This is a genomic window from Actinomyces gerencseriae DSM 6844 (genome assembly GCF_000429265.1).
Taxonomy (GTDB): domain Bacteria; phylum Actinomycetota; class Actinomycetes; order Actinomycetales; family Actinomycetaceae; genus Actinomyces; species Actinomyces gerencseriae.
On record NZ_AUBN01000018.1, the window covers coordinates 24,814 to 39,175 of the forward strand.

The 14,362-nt window shown below is 71.4% G+C and carries 15 protein-coding genes; 4 read left to right on the forward strand and 11 right to left on the reverse strand.

Going from position 1 to position 14,362, the window contains the following annotated elements; all coding sequences use genetic code 11:
- The first annotated feature begins 48 nt into the window (after positions 1-48).
- Complete coding sequence (locus tag G448_RS0108710; RefSeq protein WP_156910985.1) at positions 49-1,032, forward strand: zinc-binding dehydrogenase; 984 nt, start codon at positions 49-51, stop codon at positions 1,030-1,032.
- Positions 1,033-1,062: 30 nt separating this feature from the next.
- On the opposite strand, the gene G448_RS15890 is transcribed toward G448_RS0108710, so the two are convergent.
- From G448_RS15890 to G448_RS18540, 5 genes are all read right to left on the reverse strand, one after another.
- Positions 1,063-1,359 carry a DUF1304 domain-containing protein gene (locus G448_RS15890; RefSeq protein WP_245572262.1) on the reverse strand — a complete coding sequence of 99 codons (297 nt, stop codon included), beginning with the start codon at positions 1,357-1,359 and terminating at the stop codon, positions 1,063-1,065.
- Positions 1,360-1,429: 70 nt separating this feature from the next.
- Positions 1,430-2,275, reverse strand: a complete 846-nt coding sequence (locus tag G448_RS15895) for a GDSL-type esterase/lipase family protein (protein WP_051268816.1) — start codon at positions 2,273-2,275, stop codon at positions 1,430-1,432.
- A gap of 110 nt (positions 2,276-2,385) precedes the next feature.
- Entirely contained in the window at positions 2,386-2,826 is a 441-nt protein-coding gene (locus tag G448_RS0108725; RefSeq protein ID WP_026407673.1) for a VOC family protein, read from the reverse strand.
- Between the two features lie 271 nt (positions 2,827-3,097).
- Positions 3,098-4,522 carry a class II fumarate hydratase gene (fumC, locus tag G448_RS0108730; RefSeq protein ID WP_026407674.1) on the reverse strand — a complete coding sequence of 475 codons (1,425 nt, stop codon included), beginning with the start codon at positions 4,520-4,522 and terminating at the stop codon, positions 3,098-3,100.
- Between the two features lie 41 nt (positions 4,523-4,563).
- Positions 4,564-4,959, reverse strand: a complete 396-nt coding sequence (locus G448_RS18540) for an MmcQ/YjbR family DNA-binding protein (RefSeq protein ID WP_026407675.1) — start codon at positions 4,957-4,959, stop codon at positions 4,564-4,566.
- A gap of 217 nt (positions 4,960-5,176) precedes the next feature.
- Between G448_RS18540 and G448_RS15900 the strand changes: the two genes are divergently transcribed.
- The gene (locus G448_RS15900) at positions 5,177-5,401 is read left to right on the forward strand and encodes a CsbD family protein (protein WP_034494885.1); all 225 of its coding nucleotides are present in this window, start codon (positions 5,177-5,179) and stop codon (positions 5,399-5,401) included.
- Between the two features lie 45 nt (positions 5,402-5,446).
- Here the strand turns inward: G448_RS15900 and G448_RS0108745 are convergent, their stop codons facing one another.
- The 3 genes from G448_RS0108745 to G448_RS0108755 form a co-directional block, all read right to left on the reverse strand.
- Positions 5,447-6,916 carry a purine-cytosine permease family protein gene (locus G448_RS0108745; RefSeq protein WP_026407676.1) on the reverse strand — a complete coding sequence of 490 codons (1,470 nt, stop codon included), beginning with the start codon at positions 6,914-6,916 and terminating at the stop codon, positions 5,447-5,449.
- A 194-nt stretch (positions 6,917-7,110) separates the two neighbouring features.
- Positions 7,111-7,773: a response regulator gene (locus G448_RS0108750; protein WP_026407677.1), complete on the reverse strand. Its 663-nt coding sequence runs from the start codon at positions 7,771-7,773 to the stop codon at positions 7,111-7,113.
- The gene (locus tag G448_RS0108755; protein WP_026407678.1) at positions 7,770-9,035 is read right to left on the reverse strand and encodes a sensor histidine kinase; all 1,266 of its coding nucleotides are present in this window, start codon (positions 9,033-9,035) and stop codon (positions 7,770-7,772) included. Before G448_RS0108755 ends, G448_RS0108750 begins: the two co-directional genes overlap by 4 nt.
- 118 nt (positions 9,036-9,153) lie before the next feature.
- On the opposite strand from G448_RS0108755, the gene G448_RS15905 reads away from it, so the two are divergent.
- On the forward strand, positions 9,154-10,164 hold the full coding sequence (locus G448_RS15905) for a CPBP family intramembrane glutamic endopeptidase (RefSeq protein ID WP_084436564.1): 1,011 nt from the start codon (positions 9,154-9,156) through the stop codon (positions 10,162-10,164).
- Between the two features lie 131 nt (positions 10,165-10,295).
- Here G448_RS15905 and G448_RS0108765 read toward each other — a convergent pair whose 3' ends face one another.
- Positions 10,296-12,023 (reverse strand): alpha/beta hydrolase, encoded by a 1,728-nt coding sequence (locus G448_RS0108765; RefSeq protein ID WP_245572263.1) that lies wholly within the window; start codon positions 12,021-12,023, stop codon positions 10,296-10,298.
- A gap of 422 nt (positions 12,024-12,445) precedes the next feature.
- Here G448_RS0108765 and G448_RS15910 point away from each other — a divergent pair, with 422 nt between their 5' ends.
- Positions 12,446-13,102: a ParA family protein gene (locus G448_RS15910; protein ID WP_051268818.1), complete on the forward strand. Its 657-nt coding sequence runs from the start codon at positions 12,446-12,448 to the stop codon at positions 13,100-13,102.
- Here the strand turns inward: G448_RS15910 and G448_RS19230 are convergent.
- Both G448_RS19230 and G448_RS18130 read right to left on the reverse strand, forming a co-directional pair.
- A complete protein-coding gene (locus G448_RS19230) occupies positions 13,047-13,202 on the reverse strand; it encodes an IS3 family transposase (RefSeq protein ID WP_084436567.1) in 156 nt (51 codons plus the stop codon). The genes G448_RS15910 and G448_RS19230 overlap by 56 nt on opposite strands.
- A 553-nt stretch (positions 13,203-13,755) precedes the next feature.
- The gene (locus G448_RS18130; RefSeq protein ID WP_051268819.1) at positions 13,756-14,361 is read right to left on the reverse strand and encodes a TetR/AcrR family transcriptional regulator; all 606 of its coding nucleotides are present in this window, start codon (positions 14,359-14,361) and stop codon (positions 13,756-13,758) included.
- Position 14,362 lies beyond the last annotated feature (1 nt).

Genomic DNA, 14,362 nt, shown 5'->3' on the forward strand with positions numbered 1-14,362 from the left:
CCCGCTCCCGAACCGGGTGCGAGGCCGAGCACGATGAAGGAGTCTCATATGCCGTCCGCCACCATGCGCGCCGCCGTCCTGACCGCGCCCGGTATCGAGAACCTGCATGTCACCGATCTGCCCGTCCCCTTCCCCGAACCGGGTCAGGTGCGGATCAGGGTCATGGCCTTCGGCCTGAACCGCAGCGAGTACCACTCGGTGACCGGCCAGGCCGGGGGCATGACCTATCCACGAGTGCTGGGGATCGAGGCCGTCGGCGTGATCGATCTCGATCCCGAGGACGTGCTCGCAGCGGGCACGCAGGTCGCCACCATGATGGGAGGGATGGGGCGGGCCTTCGACGGCGGCTACGCGCAGTACGTCGTGGTGCCGCGGGAGCAGGTGATCCCCTTCTCCTCGGAACTGCCGTGGGAGATCATCGGCGCGGTCCCCGAGACCGTGCAGACGGCGCACGGCTCGCTGACGACCGGCCTGGGCCTGAGGCCGGGGCAGTCCCTGCTCGTGCGCGGCGGGACCTCCGCGCTCGGCCTGGCGACCGCGGCGCTCGCGGCGGACCGGGGCTGCCGGGTCCTGGCCACCTCGCGACGCCAGGCGGGGGTCGATCTCCTCGCCTCGCGTGGAGCGGAGGCCCTGCTCGACGACGGCGAGGTCGCCGCCCGGGTCCGAGACCGTCTCCCCGACGGCGTGGACGCGGTCCTGGAGCTCGTCGGCGTCCCCACGCTGCGCGACTCGCTGGCGGCGACGGCCGTGCACGGCACGGTGTGCTTCACAGGCATGCTGTCGGACTCCTGGACGATCCCCGACTTCTACCCGATGGACTGGATCCCCAACGGAGTGGGACTGACCACCTACGCGGGTGAGGCACGGGATCTGCCCGCGGCCAAGCTCCAGCGGGTCCTGGACAGGATCGCGGCCGGAGCGCTGGACCTGGTGCCGGTGCACTCCTACCCGCTGGAGGGCATCGTGGACGCGCAGCGGGACATGGCCGCGGGCGGGCGCGTCGGCAAGCTCGTCGGCCTGCCCTGGGACTGAGGCCCCGGGCCGCTGGCGTCGCGGCGACGATCAGCCCAGGAGCATGCCCAGGGCCAGGCGGACGACGGCCACTGCCGGCGGTGATCCCTGTGCGAGAGCGGCGCCGCGGTGAGCGGGAGACCTCAGGGCGAGGACGAGCGCCGTGCCGACGGGGACCGCCGCCCCGCTCCCGGCGCCGATCAGAATCGCACCGATAATCGTCTCGATGGCGAGGAAGAGGTTGTAGAAGCCCTGGTTGTAGGCGTAGAAGGCGTGCGGACGCGCCTCCTCGGGGGTCCCGCCGAAGGTCTTGCGCGCCGGCGGCACCTCCCAGGCGATGGACTCCATCCAGAAGATGAGGACGTGGATGGCTGCGGCGAAAGGGCCGCGGCAAGGCCGACGAGGATCACGGCGCGCATCACGACGCCTTCTCCTCGGTCGCGCAGACGGCGGTGAGAAGGCCGTCCGGACCGTCGGCGGCCTCCCGGCGCGCGTCGTCATCCTCGAGCCGGGCGAGCACGACCCGCGCGATCATGCCCGCGGCCATCTCGTAGCCGGCGGCGGACGGGTGGAAGCCGTCATCGGCCCAGAAGTCGTCGTTGAGATCGCAGTGGGCGACATCGATGAAGGGAATGCCCCGCTCCGCGCAGATGGCGGCGGAGACGTCGGTCTGGGCGTCCGTCCACTCGCGCAGGACGGAGCGCAGGGTCGGCATGAGGACGGGGCTGCGGTAGAGCTGGCCCGAGCTGCAGACCACCACGTGCCGGCCGCGCCGCGCGGCTCCGTCGAGGACGGCCGCGAGGTCATCGGTCCACTCATCAAGACCGCGACGCGCCATGAGGTCATTGGAGCCGGCGCACACGACGAGCACGTCGGCACCGCTCACCTCGGGCAGGAAGCGGTAGCGCACGCGACGCATGGTCGCCCCCAGCCTGGCGTGCGTCGCCCACTCGACGTCGCGCCCGGTCCCGGCGGAGACGAGACGGGAGATGCGCGGCACCAGGGACTGGTCCTGGGCGGGCACGCCCGAGCCGGCGATGAGCGAGTCGCCGATGGCGGCCATTCTCAGAGGCGCGCCCCCATGGCGAACGACTCCCGAACCGACGGGCGCCATGGCCCCGTCGGGAGTCACGACGCCCTCGCGGTCCCCGGGCGGCTCCGGGGCGAGGTGCACGGTGCGGCGGGCTATGACCGCCTCAGCGATGGCCAGGGGACGACGCAGCCCACGGCGGATGCTGCGCCCGGGCGCAGAGAAGGTGCTCACATGGCACGAGTCTACGGTCGCGCGATCGTCAACGGCCTGCGGGATCGGGCACACCGGCCGCACCCGCCCTCATCGGCGATGAGCCCGAGAGCGATCACCATGAGTGCGGCTCACGGGCTGCGGCGCTCGGCCACCTCGTCGGTGTAGTCGCCGGCGACGACCTCGACGCGGTTGCCCTCGGGATCGAGCAGGACCGCCTCGTAATAGCCGTCGCCGGTGCGCCGGGGCCCATCGACCACGGGCACGCCGGCCGCACGCGCCCGGGCGGCCAGCTCATCGACATCGGTGCCTCCGGGCAGAGCGAAGGAGACATGGGCCCAGCCAAGCGCCTCCGACTCCGGATGGGCACCGATGTCGGGGCGGCTCATGAGCTCGAGCCGGGCTCCGCGCCCACCAGCGGCGTCGGGATCGAAGCTGATGATGAACGTGCGCAGCCCCGTCCTCGGGTTGTGGTACTCGCCGTTCGAGCGACCGGAGAACCAACGGAGGTAGAAGTCGCGCACGCCGATGAGATCGGCCACCCATACGGCCGCGTGATCGATGCGGGGCATGCTCGTATCCTGCCCGGGACGGCCCGGACGGTCAACGGCGGCAGAACGGTCAGTGCTGTGTCAACACGTCATTCCAGCGTCCTTTCTCGCCGCTCCGCGTCGTCGAGCCCCTCGCGCAGGCGCTCATCATCGGCGTCGGCCGTCCGCCCGGGGCGAGTGGTGCCCGGGCTGAGAGGTACCTCCGGGTCGGCCCGTAGTCGGCCGTCCGCCCGGGACGAGCGGTGCCGCCGTGGCGCCGAATGAATACGATTCAGGCCCGTTCCTCAGCCGCTCACTCGTCGGCGGCGGACGGATGGGTCATGTCGGCCGGCACCACCCAGGCGTCGAACTCCTCGGAGGTGACGAAGCCGAGCTCGAGGGCGGACTCGCGCAGGGACAGGCCCTTGTGGTGCGCGTTCTTGGCGATCCTGGAGGCCTTGTCGTAGCCGATATGGCGATTGAGAGCCGTGACCTGCATGAGGTTCGTCTCGAGGTTGTGCTCGATGCGCTCGCGGTTGGGCTCGATGCCGTAGGCGCAGTGCTCGTCGAAGGACACGCACGTGTCGCCCAGCAGCTGGATGGACTCCAGGACGCACCAGGCCATGACGGGCTTGAAGACGTTGAGCTGGAAGTTGCCCTGGGAGCCGGCGAAGCCGACGGTGGCGTCGTTGCCGAAGACCTTCGTGGCCACCATGGTCATGGCCTCGCACTGGGTGGGGTTGACCTTGCCGGGCATGATCGAGCTGCCGGGCTCGTTCTCCGGGATGATGAGCTCGCCGATGCCGTTGCGGGGGCCGGAGGCGTACCAGCGCACGTCGTTGGCGATCTTCATCAGGGCGTCCCCCAGGACGCGCAGCGAGCCGGAGACCTGAACCAGGGCGTCGTGGGCGCCCAGGGCGGCGAAGAGGTTGTCCGCCTGAGTGAACTCGATACCGGTCTCCTCGCTGATCCTGGCGGCGCACAGGGCCCCGAACCTCGGGTGCGCGTTGAGGCCGGTGCCCACGGCGGTCCCCCCGATGGCGAGCTCGCGGGCGCGGGAGTCGGCGTAGCGGATGCCGTCGAGGGCGAGGTCGATCTGGGCGACCCAGCCGCTGATGACCTGGCCCAGGCGGATGGGGGTGGCGTCCTGCAGGTGGGTGCGACCGACCATGACGACGTCGTCGTACTCCTCGGCCTTCTTGTCGAGCGTGTTCCGCAGCCGCTCGACGCGCGGGTACATGGCGGCGAGCTCGCTGACGACGGCGATGTGCATGGCCGTGGGGAAGGTGTCGTTGGAGGACTGCCCGCGGTTGACGTGATCGTTGGGGTGGACCGGAGTCTTGGAGCCGAGCTCGCCGCCGGCCAGCTCGATGGCCCGGTTGGAGATGACCTCGTTGGCGTTCATGTTGGACTGAGTGCCCGAGCCGGTCTGGAAGACCACGAGGGGGAACTCGTCGTCGAGCTTGCCGGCGATGACCTCGTCGCCGGCCTTTGCGATGAGCTCGGCGATGTCGGTGGGCAGCTCGCCGAGCTCGGCGTTGGCCAGGGCGGCGGACTTCTTGAGGATTCCCAGGGCCTTGACCATGGGGCGGCCCCACACGAAGGTCTCGCGGCCGATGTCGAAGTTGTGCAGGCTCCGCTCGGTCTGGGCCCCCCAGTAGCGGTCGGAGGCGACCTCGATGGTGCCCATGGAGTCGGACTCGGTGCGCGTCGTCGCGCTGGACTTCTCAGATGTCATGTGCCAAGGCTATACGGCGACCGCCGCCCCGGGGGCGCCGCTCACCCCGTCAGGCCCGCGGCCCGGGCGTAGGCGGCCGGGTCCACGGGGCGCGCGCGGCGCGCCAGCCCCTCGACGACGAGCAGGTAGGAGACGACGACCAGCTCGCGCACGAGGTCGGCATCGAGGGTCTCCCCCGGCGTCAACGTGATCCAGTGCCGCTTGTTCATGTGATAGCCGGGGGCGATGCCCGCGTACTGGCGGCGCAGCGCCGCGCCGTCCTCCGGGTCGGTCTTGAGCGTGAGCATCTGCGGGCCCGTCGTCTCGGTCAGCAGCGCGAAGATCCTGCCGCGGACCTTGTAGACGTCCCAGTCGGGGCCGAAGGGCCGGTCGAGCTGGGAACCGGGCAGGGTCCGGGCGACCTCGTGGGCTCTGGCGCGCAGCTCGTCGGCGTTCACCGCCCCATCATGCCCCCCCGACGACGGCGCCGGCGTCGGCGGAACCTGACGCGGCGCTCGTGTCCGGCAGCGCCGGAACCGGGCACGGCGCCATCGTCGTCCGGGACCGGGCTCCGCCGTGGCCGGAACACTCCGAACGACCCCCGCTCCCAGGAAAAGTTCAGGGCGTCTTGGCAGTCTGCCCCCGTCATCACCGACGCAACGGAAGGAGCCGCTCATGGCCGACAGGGACGCCGCCTACGACCGGATCGCCGGCAAGGTCAAGGAGACCGCCGGGAAGGTCACCGGGGACAAGGAGACCAAGACCGAGGGCAAGCTCCAGAACATCGAGGGCAAGATCGCGGAGAAGGCCGACGACGTCAAGGACGAGGTCGTCGAGAAGGCCGACGACGTCAAGGGCGCCGTCAAAGGCGTGGCCGCCCGCCTCAGGAGGGACGAGTGAGGTTCGGGCCAGCGCCGCGCTGAGGCGCCCGCGCCGGGGCGGCGGTCACGCGCCGTCGGTCTCCTGGGTTCGCACGCGGCCGCGCCCGAGCACCAGGTGCCCGGCCAAACCGATGAGCAGCGCGGCGAGCACGCCCAGATTCGCGCCCGCCCAGGCGCCCTCGCGCCCGCCCAGGGGGCCGAGCAGGTAGCCCTGCCAGCCCAGCCAGGAGGCGGCGGTGTTGACCACGAGCCCCCAGCCGATCGCCGTGCCGGTCGCCACGAGGACGATCGCCTCCCAGTTGACCGAGCCGTAGACGCCGTCGGGGCTGAACAGGGCGGCCTCGTCGTAGTCGCGGCGGCGCAGGAGGACCTCGGCGATCATGACGCCGGCCCAGGCGGCGATGACGACGCCGAGAGTGGTCAGGAACCCCTGGAAGGGGCCGAGGAAGTCCTCGGCGCCCAGGAGAACGGCGATGGTGCCGACCGTCATGATCGTGGCGTCGACGGCGGTGGCGACGTGCCGTCGGACGGGCAGGCCAGCGGCCAGCAGGGACAGGCCCGAGGAGTACAGGTTCAGAATGATGCCGCCCGCGAGCCCCAGGATCGCCACGAGCGCGAAGGGGATGAGGAACCAGGTGGGCAGGATGGTGGCGAGCGCGCCGATGGGGTCGGAGTCGATGGCGGTGCCGAGAGCGGCGTCGGACCCCACGAGCATGGTGCCGGCGATGACGAGGACGACGCAGGGCAGGGAGGAGCCGAAGGCCGTCCAGCCGATGACGCCGGGGGTCGAGGCGGTGCGCGGCAGGTAGCGGGAGTAGTCTGCGGCGGCGTTGACCCAGCCCAGTCCGAAGCCGGTGGCGACCATGACGAGGGCGCCGATGAAGGCGGCCGCGCCCCCGGCGGGGAGGGCGGCCAGCGCCCGGAGGTCGATCCTGGGGGCGACGAGCAGCAGGTAGACGACGGTGAGGACGCCGGTGGCCAGGGTGATCCGAGTCTGGACCCTCATAATGGTGTCGAAGCCGAGGATGCCGGCGAAGGCGGCCAGGCCCACGGTGAGCAGGAAGCCGACGATCTGGGCGCCCGCCCGGTTGTGCCATCCCAGGGTCTGCAGGACGGTGGCCGAGGCGAGGGTGGCGGTCACGCACAGGACGGTCTCCCAGCCGACGGTGAGCATCCAGGAGATGGCCGCGGACAGGCGGTTGCCGTTGTAGCCGAAGGCGGCGCGAGACAGGGCCAGAGTGGGGGCGCTGCCGCGCTTGCCCAGGACGGCCACGACGCCGCACGCCAGGAAGGAGATGACGACGCCGATGGTGCCGGCGATCGCCGCCTGGGCGAAGGAGAGGCCGAATCCGAGCACCCATGCGCCCCAGGACAGGCCGAGGACGGAGATGTTGGCGGCGAACCAGGGCATGAACAGGTCGCGGGGCCGGCCCTTGCGCTCGGACTCGGCGATGACGTCCAGGCCCGCGTTCTCAACACGGGAGGCGGGGTCGGGGGCCGGACGGGGGTCGGGAGCGGCGGGGTTGGGGGACATGGGCGTTCCCTCCTTTCTCGGGCGAGGCGGCGGCCGGTGCGCGGCACGGCCGCCAGGTGTCATGACACCTGGCGTTGCGTCGGCACTGTAGCACCGCACAGAACAGTCCCGTCCAGCGGCGCTGGACGGGACCTCCCCCCTCCCCGCGCCGGTGAGCCGGCGCCCCGGCCCCGAACCGGACCGGCGACGGCGCCTCAGGGGCCGGCCCCGTCGCGCCCGGAGTGGAGCGCCTTGTACAGGGTCAGCGCGAGCACCGTGCGGTCGGAGGCCTGGAGCTTGCGCAGCAGGGCGGAGACATGGTTCTTCACCGTTCCCTCGGCCAGCACCATGCGCGCGGCGATCTCCTGGTTCGTCAGGCCCTCGGCCACCATGGCGGCCACCTCGCGCTCGGTGGGGGTGAGCACCGCCAGCACGGCCGACTCGTCCTCCTCGTCCCGCGGGGAGGCGAAGGCGAGCCTCGCCACACGGGGGTCGATGACCAGGCCGCCCTCCGCGACGGCGCGGACCGCCTCGGCCAGGGTCTCGATGGAGGTGTCCTTGAGCAGGAATCCGGCCGCCCCCGCGGCCACCGCCCCCTGGACGACATCGGGCTCGTCGAAGGTGGTCAGCACGAGGACCGGCAGGTCGGGGTGCGCCCGGGCGCACTGGCGCACGAGCTCGATCCCGTCCATGACCGGCATCTTCGCGTCCGCCAGGACGACGTCGATCCGACCGGTGCGCAGCACCGCCAGGGCCTCGGCGCCGTGGGCGGCCTGGGCCACCACGTCGATGTCGTCGACGGTGCCGAAGAGCATGACCAGCCCCCGTCTCAGGAGCTGCTGGTCGTCGACCACGAGGACCCGGATCGCGGCGGTCATGACGCCCCCTCATCGATCGCGGTGGCGATCTCCCGCGGCGGGAGCGTCAGGGTCAGCCGGAAGGAGTCTCCGTCGCGGCCCGCCGTGAGCGCACCGCCCAGCTCGGCGGCGCGCTCGGACAGCCCTCCGAGGCCGAAGCCGGCGGAGGCCCCGCTTCCCTCCCCCACCGGCGCCCGCGGGATCGACTCGAGACGCTCGGCGGGGATCTCATTGGTCACCGTGACGAGGGCGCCCCGGTCGACGGCGCTCACGCGGATGCTCACCGACCGCGCCCGGGAGTGCCTGAGGGCGTTGGTCAGGCCCTCCTGGACCGTGCGGTACACGAGGAGCTCGGCCGCCTCGGTGAGCGAGCGCGGGCTCAGCTCGTCGGTCACGCGCACCCTCACCCCGGTGCCCCGGAACGATGCCGCGACGTCCTCCAGGCCCGCGACGCCGCGGTCGCCCTCGGCGCGCACGGGGCTCAGGGCCCGCACCCACGTGCGCATCTCGCGCACCGCCTCCCGGCTCGTGCGCTCGGCCACCGCCACCTCCTCCCAGGCGGCAACGGGATCCGAGTGGCGCACGCGGCCCGCGAACTCCAGGCTCATCCCGATCCGGGTGAGCCGGTGCCCGAGCCCGTCGTGCAACTCGTGCGCGGCCCGCGCGCGCTCCCGGGCGAGCATGAGCTCCTTCTCCAGCACCGCCCTGCGCCGGACCTCCTCCAGGGCCGCGTCGCGCTCGACGATGGCGCGGCCCTGGGCGACCAGGGCGGCGTCGTACCTGGACAGCGCCAGGCCGAGGGCGGTCCCCACGGACATGAGAACCGCCATGGGGACGACGGTGACCAGGATCTCCCCCGGTCCTCCTCCCGAGACCGGGATCAGGGCGGCCCCCGCGGCGGGCGCCACCACGTCGCCGGCCAGACTCGCCCGCACCCCGATGTCGATGACGAGCAGCGCGGCCGCCACGATGAGGGCCGGCACGACGAAGCCGATAGTCCCCAGCAGTGCGGGACCGGTCAGGAGCACGAGCACGGTCACCGAGCAGACGGCGCGGGCACGGCCGGGCGCCGCTCTGCGCCGCGCCATCCACATGATCCCCGCGACTCCCGCCGTAGTCAGGACGTAGTAGCACGCCCAGACGCCCATGTACTGGGGCAGGAGCTGCAGCCCGGAGAACGCCAGGCACACGAGCGAGAGGATCTGCAGGACGGGCAGGAGCGCGGCGCCCGTGGGCGGGTCGTCCTCCGTCCGCCCGCCGGTGCTCCGCTGCTGGGTGCTCACCCGGTCACCGTAGACCGGCGCACGGCCCGGCGTCCCATGACCGCGGTCATGGGTGCGCACCGGAAGTTCGGTCCTCGGTCACGCGCGGCCGCCGCAGCCTCGTTCGTAGCGTCGGGGCATGGCAACTCAACCGCACACCGCCGTGCTTCCAGAATCCCAGCTCCGACTCTCACGGACCGAGCCCTTCCCGCCCCAGTCGCAGAACCTCGACTCGAGATGTCCCGCGCCGCAGGCCGCCGCAGCCGAACCGCCCCACGAGCAGCGGACCCGTCGCCGCCCGCCCGGGTGGGCGCGCGTTCTCCTCGCCCTCACCGCCTTCGGGGCAGCCGTGCTCCTCTCGTCCCTGGCATACCTCATCCCCCCGGTGCGGGAGGGACTCGCCTCGGGCGACCCCCTGGTCGCCATGATGACGACGATGTCGATGTGGCCGTTCCTCCTCTCCTCCTATCTCCTGTTCGCCCTCCTGCTCACCCGTTACGTCGATCACCGTCCCCTGCGCGCAGCGGGCCTGACCCTCAACCGTCGCGCGGTGCTCTCCCTCCTGACGGGAACCGGGATCGCAGTGGGCATCCTCTGCTGCATCAAAGCGGTCTTCCTCCTCCTCGGGGCCGGAGAGTTCGTGAATCAATTCGGGGGCCAAAACGCTGCGGTGCCGCTGTGGCTCACGGTCGTCTACGCCCTCGGGCTGTGCTACGTGTCTCAGGCCATCGGGGAGGAGGCGGTCATGCGCGGCTACCTCCTGCAGAGCTTCTCCGACCGACCCAAGCGCGCCGTGTGGATCTCGGTGGTCGTCTTCACCATTCCGCACCTGATCTCCCGGGGCGGTCAGCAGGGCGTGGCGGACCACCTGCTCTACCTGGCCCTCCCCTTCGGCTTCGCCGTGACCGCGGCCTATCTCTCGCTGACCATGCGCAGCGTGTGGGCCGGCATCGGCATCCACGGGGGATTCCACCTCTGCAACAATCTTCTCATTCCGATGAACTCGAGCACCCCGCCCCCGGTCATGTGGGTCGTGACCGGCCTGGCCTTCAGCGCCGTCGGCCTGCTGATCGCCTCCCGGATCAGCCAGGAGCGCTGGGCCGAGATCGCCGCGCGCGGCCCCTTCGCGCCGCCCGCGGACGACACCTGACCAGCCCTGACGGCGGCCGACCGTTCCGCCGCCGTTCATCGGCGCTGAGTCCTCCGAGCCCTCCGCCCCCTCCGGACGGAGGGCTCGGCGCGTGCGGCCAGCGGATCGTCTCACCGTGAGTCGCTCGCGGGTCACCACAGGGCGGGGCCGATATCCGCCCAGGCCAGGGCCCAGGTCGGGTAGAAGCCGCCGAACCGGTTCCCGATCAAACCGATCAGGATCGCGGCGAGGGCGCATGCGCCCGCCAGGAGCAGTGCCCTGACGGCGACGCCCGCCGCGCTGCCGGCAACGCTGGCCTCTCCAGTCGCATCGACCGCCGTGGCGCCCCGCCTCGAACGAGTCGCCCCGTCCTCGGCCCTGCCGTCGCGGGCGGGCGCCGGGGCGGGACTGATGAGGCAGGCGAGCGTCGCCGCGAGCGTCAGCAGACCGACCGCGGTGATGACGCCGGTGCCGCGGATCTGGGTGAAGGAGCGCACCAGGCGATCGGCCAGTCCGAGATTCTCCTCCGCGGGCGCCTCGGGCGCCGCAGCTGCGGGAGCCGCCTCGGAGGAGGAGGCGTCGGAGCCGTCGGGCGTCGGCTCGTCCGTCGGTGACGGGGTCGCGGTCGGGGTGGGCTGCGCGGGGGCGTTCGGGTTGACGTCCGGGCGCTGCGACCACCAGGTGAGGAAGATGGAGGCCTGGTCCTTCCACAGGCTCCAGGAGTGTCCGCCCTCGGGCGGCCGGACCGCCTCGACGGCGTCCTCGCCCCCGACGGCGGCCGGCAGGGTGGTGACCGTCCCGAGGGCCGGCGGGTCGTCCGATGCCCCCAGGAGCCACAGGCCGATCGGGTGGTGCGGCTGGCGGGCCACCAGGGTGCTCAGGGTGTTGGACTCGCGGAGCTCGGGCGAGGCCAGCCCCCCGATGCCGGGGACGTCGTACCCCGACAGGGAGCCCGCCGTGGTGTAGACGTCCGAGCGCATGATGGTGGTCCACACCGCGCAGTAGCCGCCCGAGGACACCCCGACCAGCGCCCAGGCCTCGCGATCCGCACGGGTCCCGGGGAAGGTGGCCCGGATCATCCTCGGCACGTCCTCCTGAATCCAGGTGCCCACCTTGGCGTGCCCGACGATGTCCGCGCAGTCGGGCTCGGAGCGCTGAGCAGCGTCGGGATTGAGCGAGGGCACGGCGATGATCGTCGGGGGCAGGCGCCCGTCGTCGATGGCGGCCTGCAGCTGGGGGCCGAGCTCCAGCGCCGAGACGAGGCCGTCGGCGGTCCCGGGCACGCCGTGCAGGAGGGTCAGGACGTTGTAGGACTTCCCGTCCGTGGCGGAGTACCCGCGCGGCGTCCAGAACCACACGTCGTCGGTGATGCCGCTGGCGGGGCCGCGGAAGGTCGTCTTGAAGGTGTTCCCGCCCTCCGACGTCGCCTCCAGAGAGGCGACGTCGGCCGGATCGGGCGCGGGCGGCGTCGCCTCCTCGTCGGCCTCGTCGCCCGCCTCCTCGGCGGGATCCGGGCTGGCCACCGGTGCGAGCTCGGTCGGTCCCATGACGCGGCCGGAGCCGGACGCCAGCTCGACGACCTGACCGAGGGTGTTGGCGAACCGCAGCGTCGTGTTGATCCTCGCCGCCGCGAGCCCCGTCACGAGGAGCTGGCAGATCAGAACCGCCGGCAGCGCGGCCAGCAGGAGCCGGCGACGCCACGGCACGGCATTCGCGGGGGCACCCTTCGCGTGTTTGGGCACATGCACCCGCCGACGACGCGGGAGCCGGAGCAGCAGGAAGACCGTCGCGGCCAGCGCGACGACGGTCACGGCGGCGAATCCGGCGACGAAGCCCGCGGAGACGACGCTCACGTCGGAGAGAGAGGACAGAGAGGGCACTAAATCATCCAAGAAGCCTGAGGCACATGAACACGCCGACCGGTGACCGAACCGAGATACCGGCTCCGAAACAGCGAAAAAAATTTGATCTCCATCATAGCAGGGGTCGAAGTCTTTAGCGCCACCCAGTGGCATTTCGTAGCGGGGGCAGGACTCGAACCTGCGAGCTCCGGGTTCCAGTCCTTCGTCCGCCGGCTCGTCGTTGCCGCCGAGTACTCCAAGGTGCTCGCCTCTCTCCGGTGGTGTGCCTTCCAAAGGCTGGCGTTCCGCAGGTTTGCCAGCGTTACCCGCAACGCCGTCACCCGCCACCACGACCTCTCGCAAGCCGCCTGACTTCAACGAAGAACGGGCGACAGTCAGAAGTCGCCCGAAGCGCCAACAACGCCAGCGTTCAGTCCATGGATCAGCACCAGGAGCACCGCATGCCACTCACACTCGCCATCGCCAATCAGAAGGGCGGGGTCGGCAAGACGTCAACGACGATCAGCCTCGCCGCGCTACTCAGCCGCCAGGGCCAGCGCGTCCTCGTGATCGACACCGACCCCCAGGGCAACGCATCCGCCATCCTGGGCATCGACATCCAACCCGACCAGGTCACTCTCAATGACGTCCTGGACTCCGTGCTCTCAGGCCGTGCCGGCGCCGGCGACCTCGCGGCAGCCATCGTGTCGGCAGGCGGTTCTTGGCCGGGCATCGACGTGGTCCCAGCGGATAGACAGCTCGCGGCACGCGACGCCGACACCCGCCCTGGGCGAGAGGCTGCTCTGCGCGTGGCCGCCGACGGCGCCACTGACGGCTACGACGTCGTGCTGATCGACTGCCCACCCTCGCTCGGCGTGCTCGCGCTCGGCGCACTCGCCGCCGCCGACCGGGTCCTGATCATCACCGAGCCTGGCGTCTCCTCCGTCGACGGCGTCGCCGAGCTCCTTACCACCACCGATACCGCGCGCCGCCTCTACAACCCCGCACTGTCGCTGGCCTGCATCGTCATCAACCGCTGGCGCTCGGACCACGCGGATCGAGTCACGTGGCGCCGCACCCTCGTGGCTGTGCGGCTCGCAGGCCCTGGTCGCGCATGATGGAGCGGGTCGTGCCACCGCCCACCCGCACTCCATACCTTTCCAGGATCGCCTGAATCCGTCGGCATCCGTAGGTGCCCTCACGAGCCCTCAAAGGCATCGTTAACCATGACCCCGAGCTCTTCTCTCCCGATCGCGGTACGCGACTGCGGTCGGTCGCGCCGGGAGCAGCAGCCGGACGTCGGCACCCCCGACCATCGGCACATCGGGGAAACGGGGTAATGGCCTTCTTCGCGACCTCGACCTCGTAGCGCTCGGTCACGGACGTTCCTTCGCAAGCCGGGCCGCTGCTTTTTTCAAGAACTCGTTCTCCTGACGCAACTCTCGGACCTCCGCCTTCAATTCCGCGATCCCGGCCGCCTCATGATGGCTTGCCCCTGTCTATCGAATGATCCGGGGGGGTGTTGTCACCGACCGTCGCGTGGCTGGTGGTGACCGCTGATCAGGGGAATGGATCGTCCCGGGTCTTGTGGAGCGCGCTTAATCACGCTGCGGCGGCCACCAACCTTTCGCCGGGATCGCAGCAGCGGTCTTCAACGGCGGTGCAGACAACTCGCCAGGACCTGTCGCAATCGTCAGGCGCGTCAAATTCGGGTGCTGTCGGCGGGTGCGAGCGCTGCGGCTCGGCACCCCGAGCGCGGAGCGGAGTGCCCTCAGGGTACAGGGATCGAGGTCGGGACTCGGATCGCGTCGAGGGCCTCCTGGATGACATCGACGAGCGAGTCGGCGTCAGGGAAGGCGGGGCGGTCACGCCACGCCAGCAGGCCCTCCAGGCAAGCGCCCACCAGGGCCCGGGCCTGTACGCGGGCGCTAAGGGCCTCAGTGGGTAGCTGCTCGGCAAGCGTCGTAGTCCAGGTCGACGACTGCGCCCACAGGGCCTGCTCGAGCTCTGGAGTGGCGGCCACCAGCTCGACCCTGGCAGCAAGGCCCTCCAGCCAGCCCTCCTCCTCGGCCGCGAGCAGTGCGACCAAGCGGGAGACCTCGGCCACCGTCGGAGCACCATCACTGGCCAGGGCGTCGGCCATCCGCCCCAGCCCTTCGCGCAGGGCCGGTGTCAGCGACACCGACACCACGGTGGCCTCCTTGGTCCCGAAGTACCGGTAGACGGTCATCGGCGCCACGTCGGCGGCCTGGGCGATCTGCTCGACGGTCGTGGCCGCGTAGCCCTGCGACTCGAACAGCGCCAGCGCCGCCCGGCGAATTGCCCGGCGGGTGGCAAGCTTCTTCCGTTCACGCAGTCCGGGCGCACGCGATGTCACG

What these genes read in the sequence shown, in the direction of transcription:
- G448_RS0108710 (WP_156910985.1), top strand. Translation starts at nt 49, where the DNA reads ATGCCGTCCGCCACCATGCGCGCCGCCGTCCTGACCGCGCCCGGTATC.
- G448_RS15890 (WP_245572262.1), bottom strand. Translation starts at nt 1,359, where the DNA reads ATGGAGTCCATCGCCTGGGAGGTGCCGCCGGCGCGCAAGACCTTCGGC.
- G448_RS0108725 (WP_026407673.1), bottom strand. Translation starts at nt 2,826, where the DNA reads ATGCCCCGCATCGATCACGCGGCCGTATGGGTGGCCGATCTCATCGGC.
- fumC (WP_026407674.1), bottom strand. Translation starts at nt 4,522, where the DNA reads ATGACATCTGAGAAGTCCAGCGCGACGACGCGCACCGAGTCCGACTCC.
- G448_RS15900 (WP_034494885.1), top strand. Translation starts at nt 5,177, where the DNA reads ATGGCCGACAGGGACGCCGCCTACGACCGGATCGCCGGCAAGGTCAAG.
- G448_RS0108745 (WP_026407676.1), bottom strand. Translation starts at nt 6,916, where the DNA reads ATGTCCCCCAACCCCGCCGCTCCCGACCCCCGTCCGGCCCCCGACCCC.
- G448_RS0108750 (WP_026407677.1), bottom strand. Translation starts at nt 7,773, where the DNA reads ATGACCGCCGCGATCCGGGTCCTCGTGGTCGACGACCAGCAGCTCCTG.
- G448_RS15905 (WP_084436564.1), top strand. Translation starts at nt 9,154, where the DNA reads ATGGCAACTCAACCGCACACCGCCGTGCTTCCAGAATCCCAGCTCCGA.
- G448_RS15910 (WP_051268818.1), top strand. Translation starts at nt 12,446, where the DNA reads ATGCCACTCACACTCGCCATCGCCAATCAGAAGGGCGGGGTCGGCAAG.
- G448_RS19230 (WP_084436567.1), bottom strand. Translation starts at nt 13,202, where the DNA reads ATGCCTTTGAGGGCTCGTGAGGGCACCTACGGATGCCGACGGATTCAG.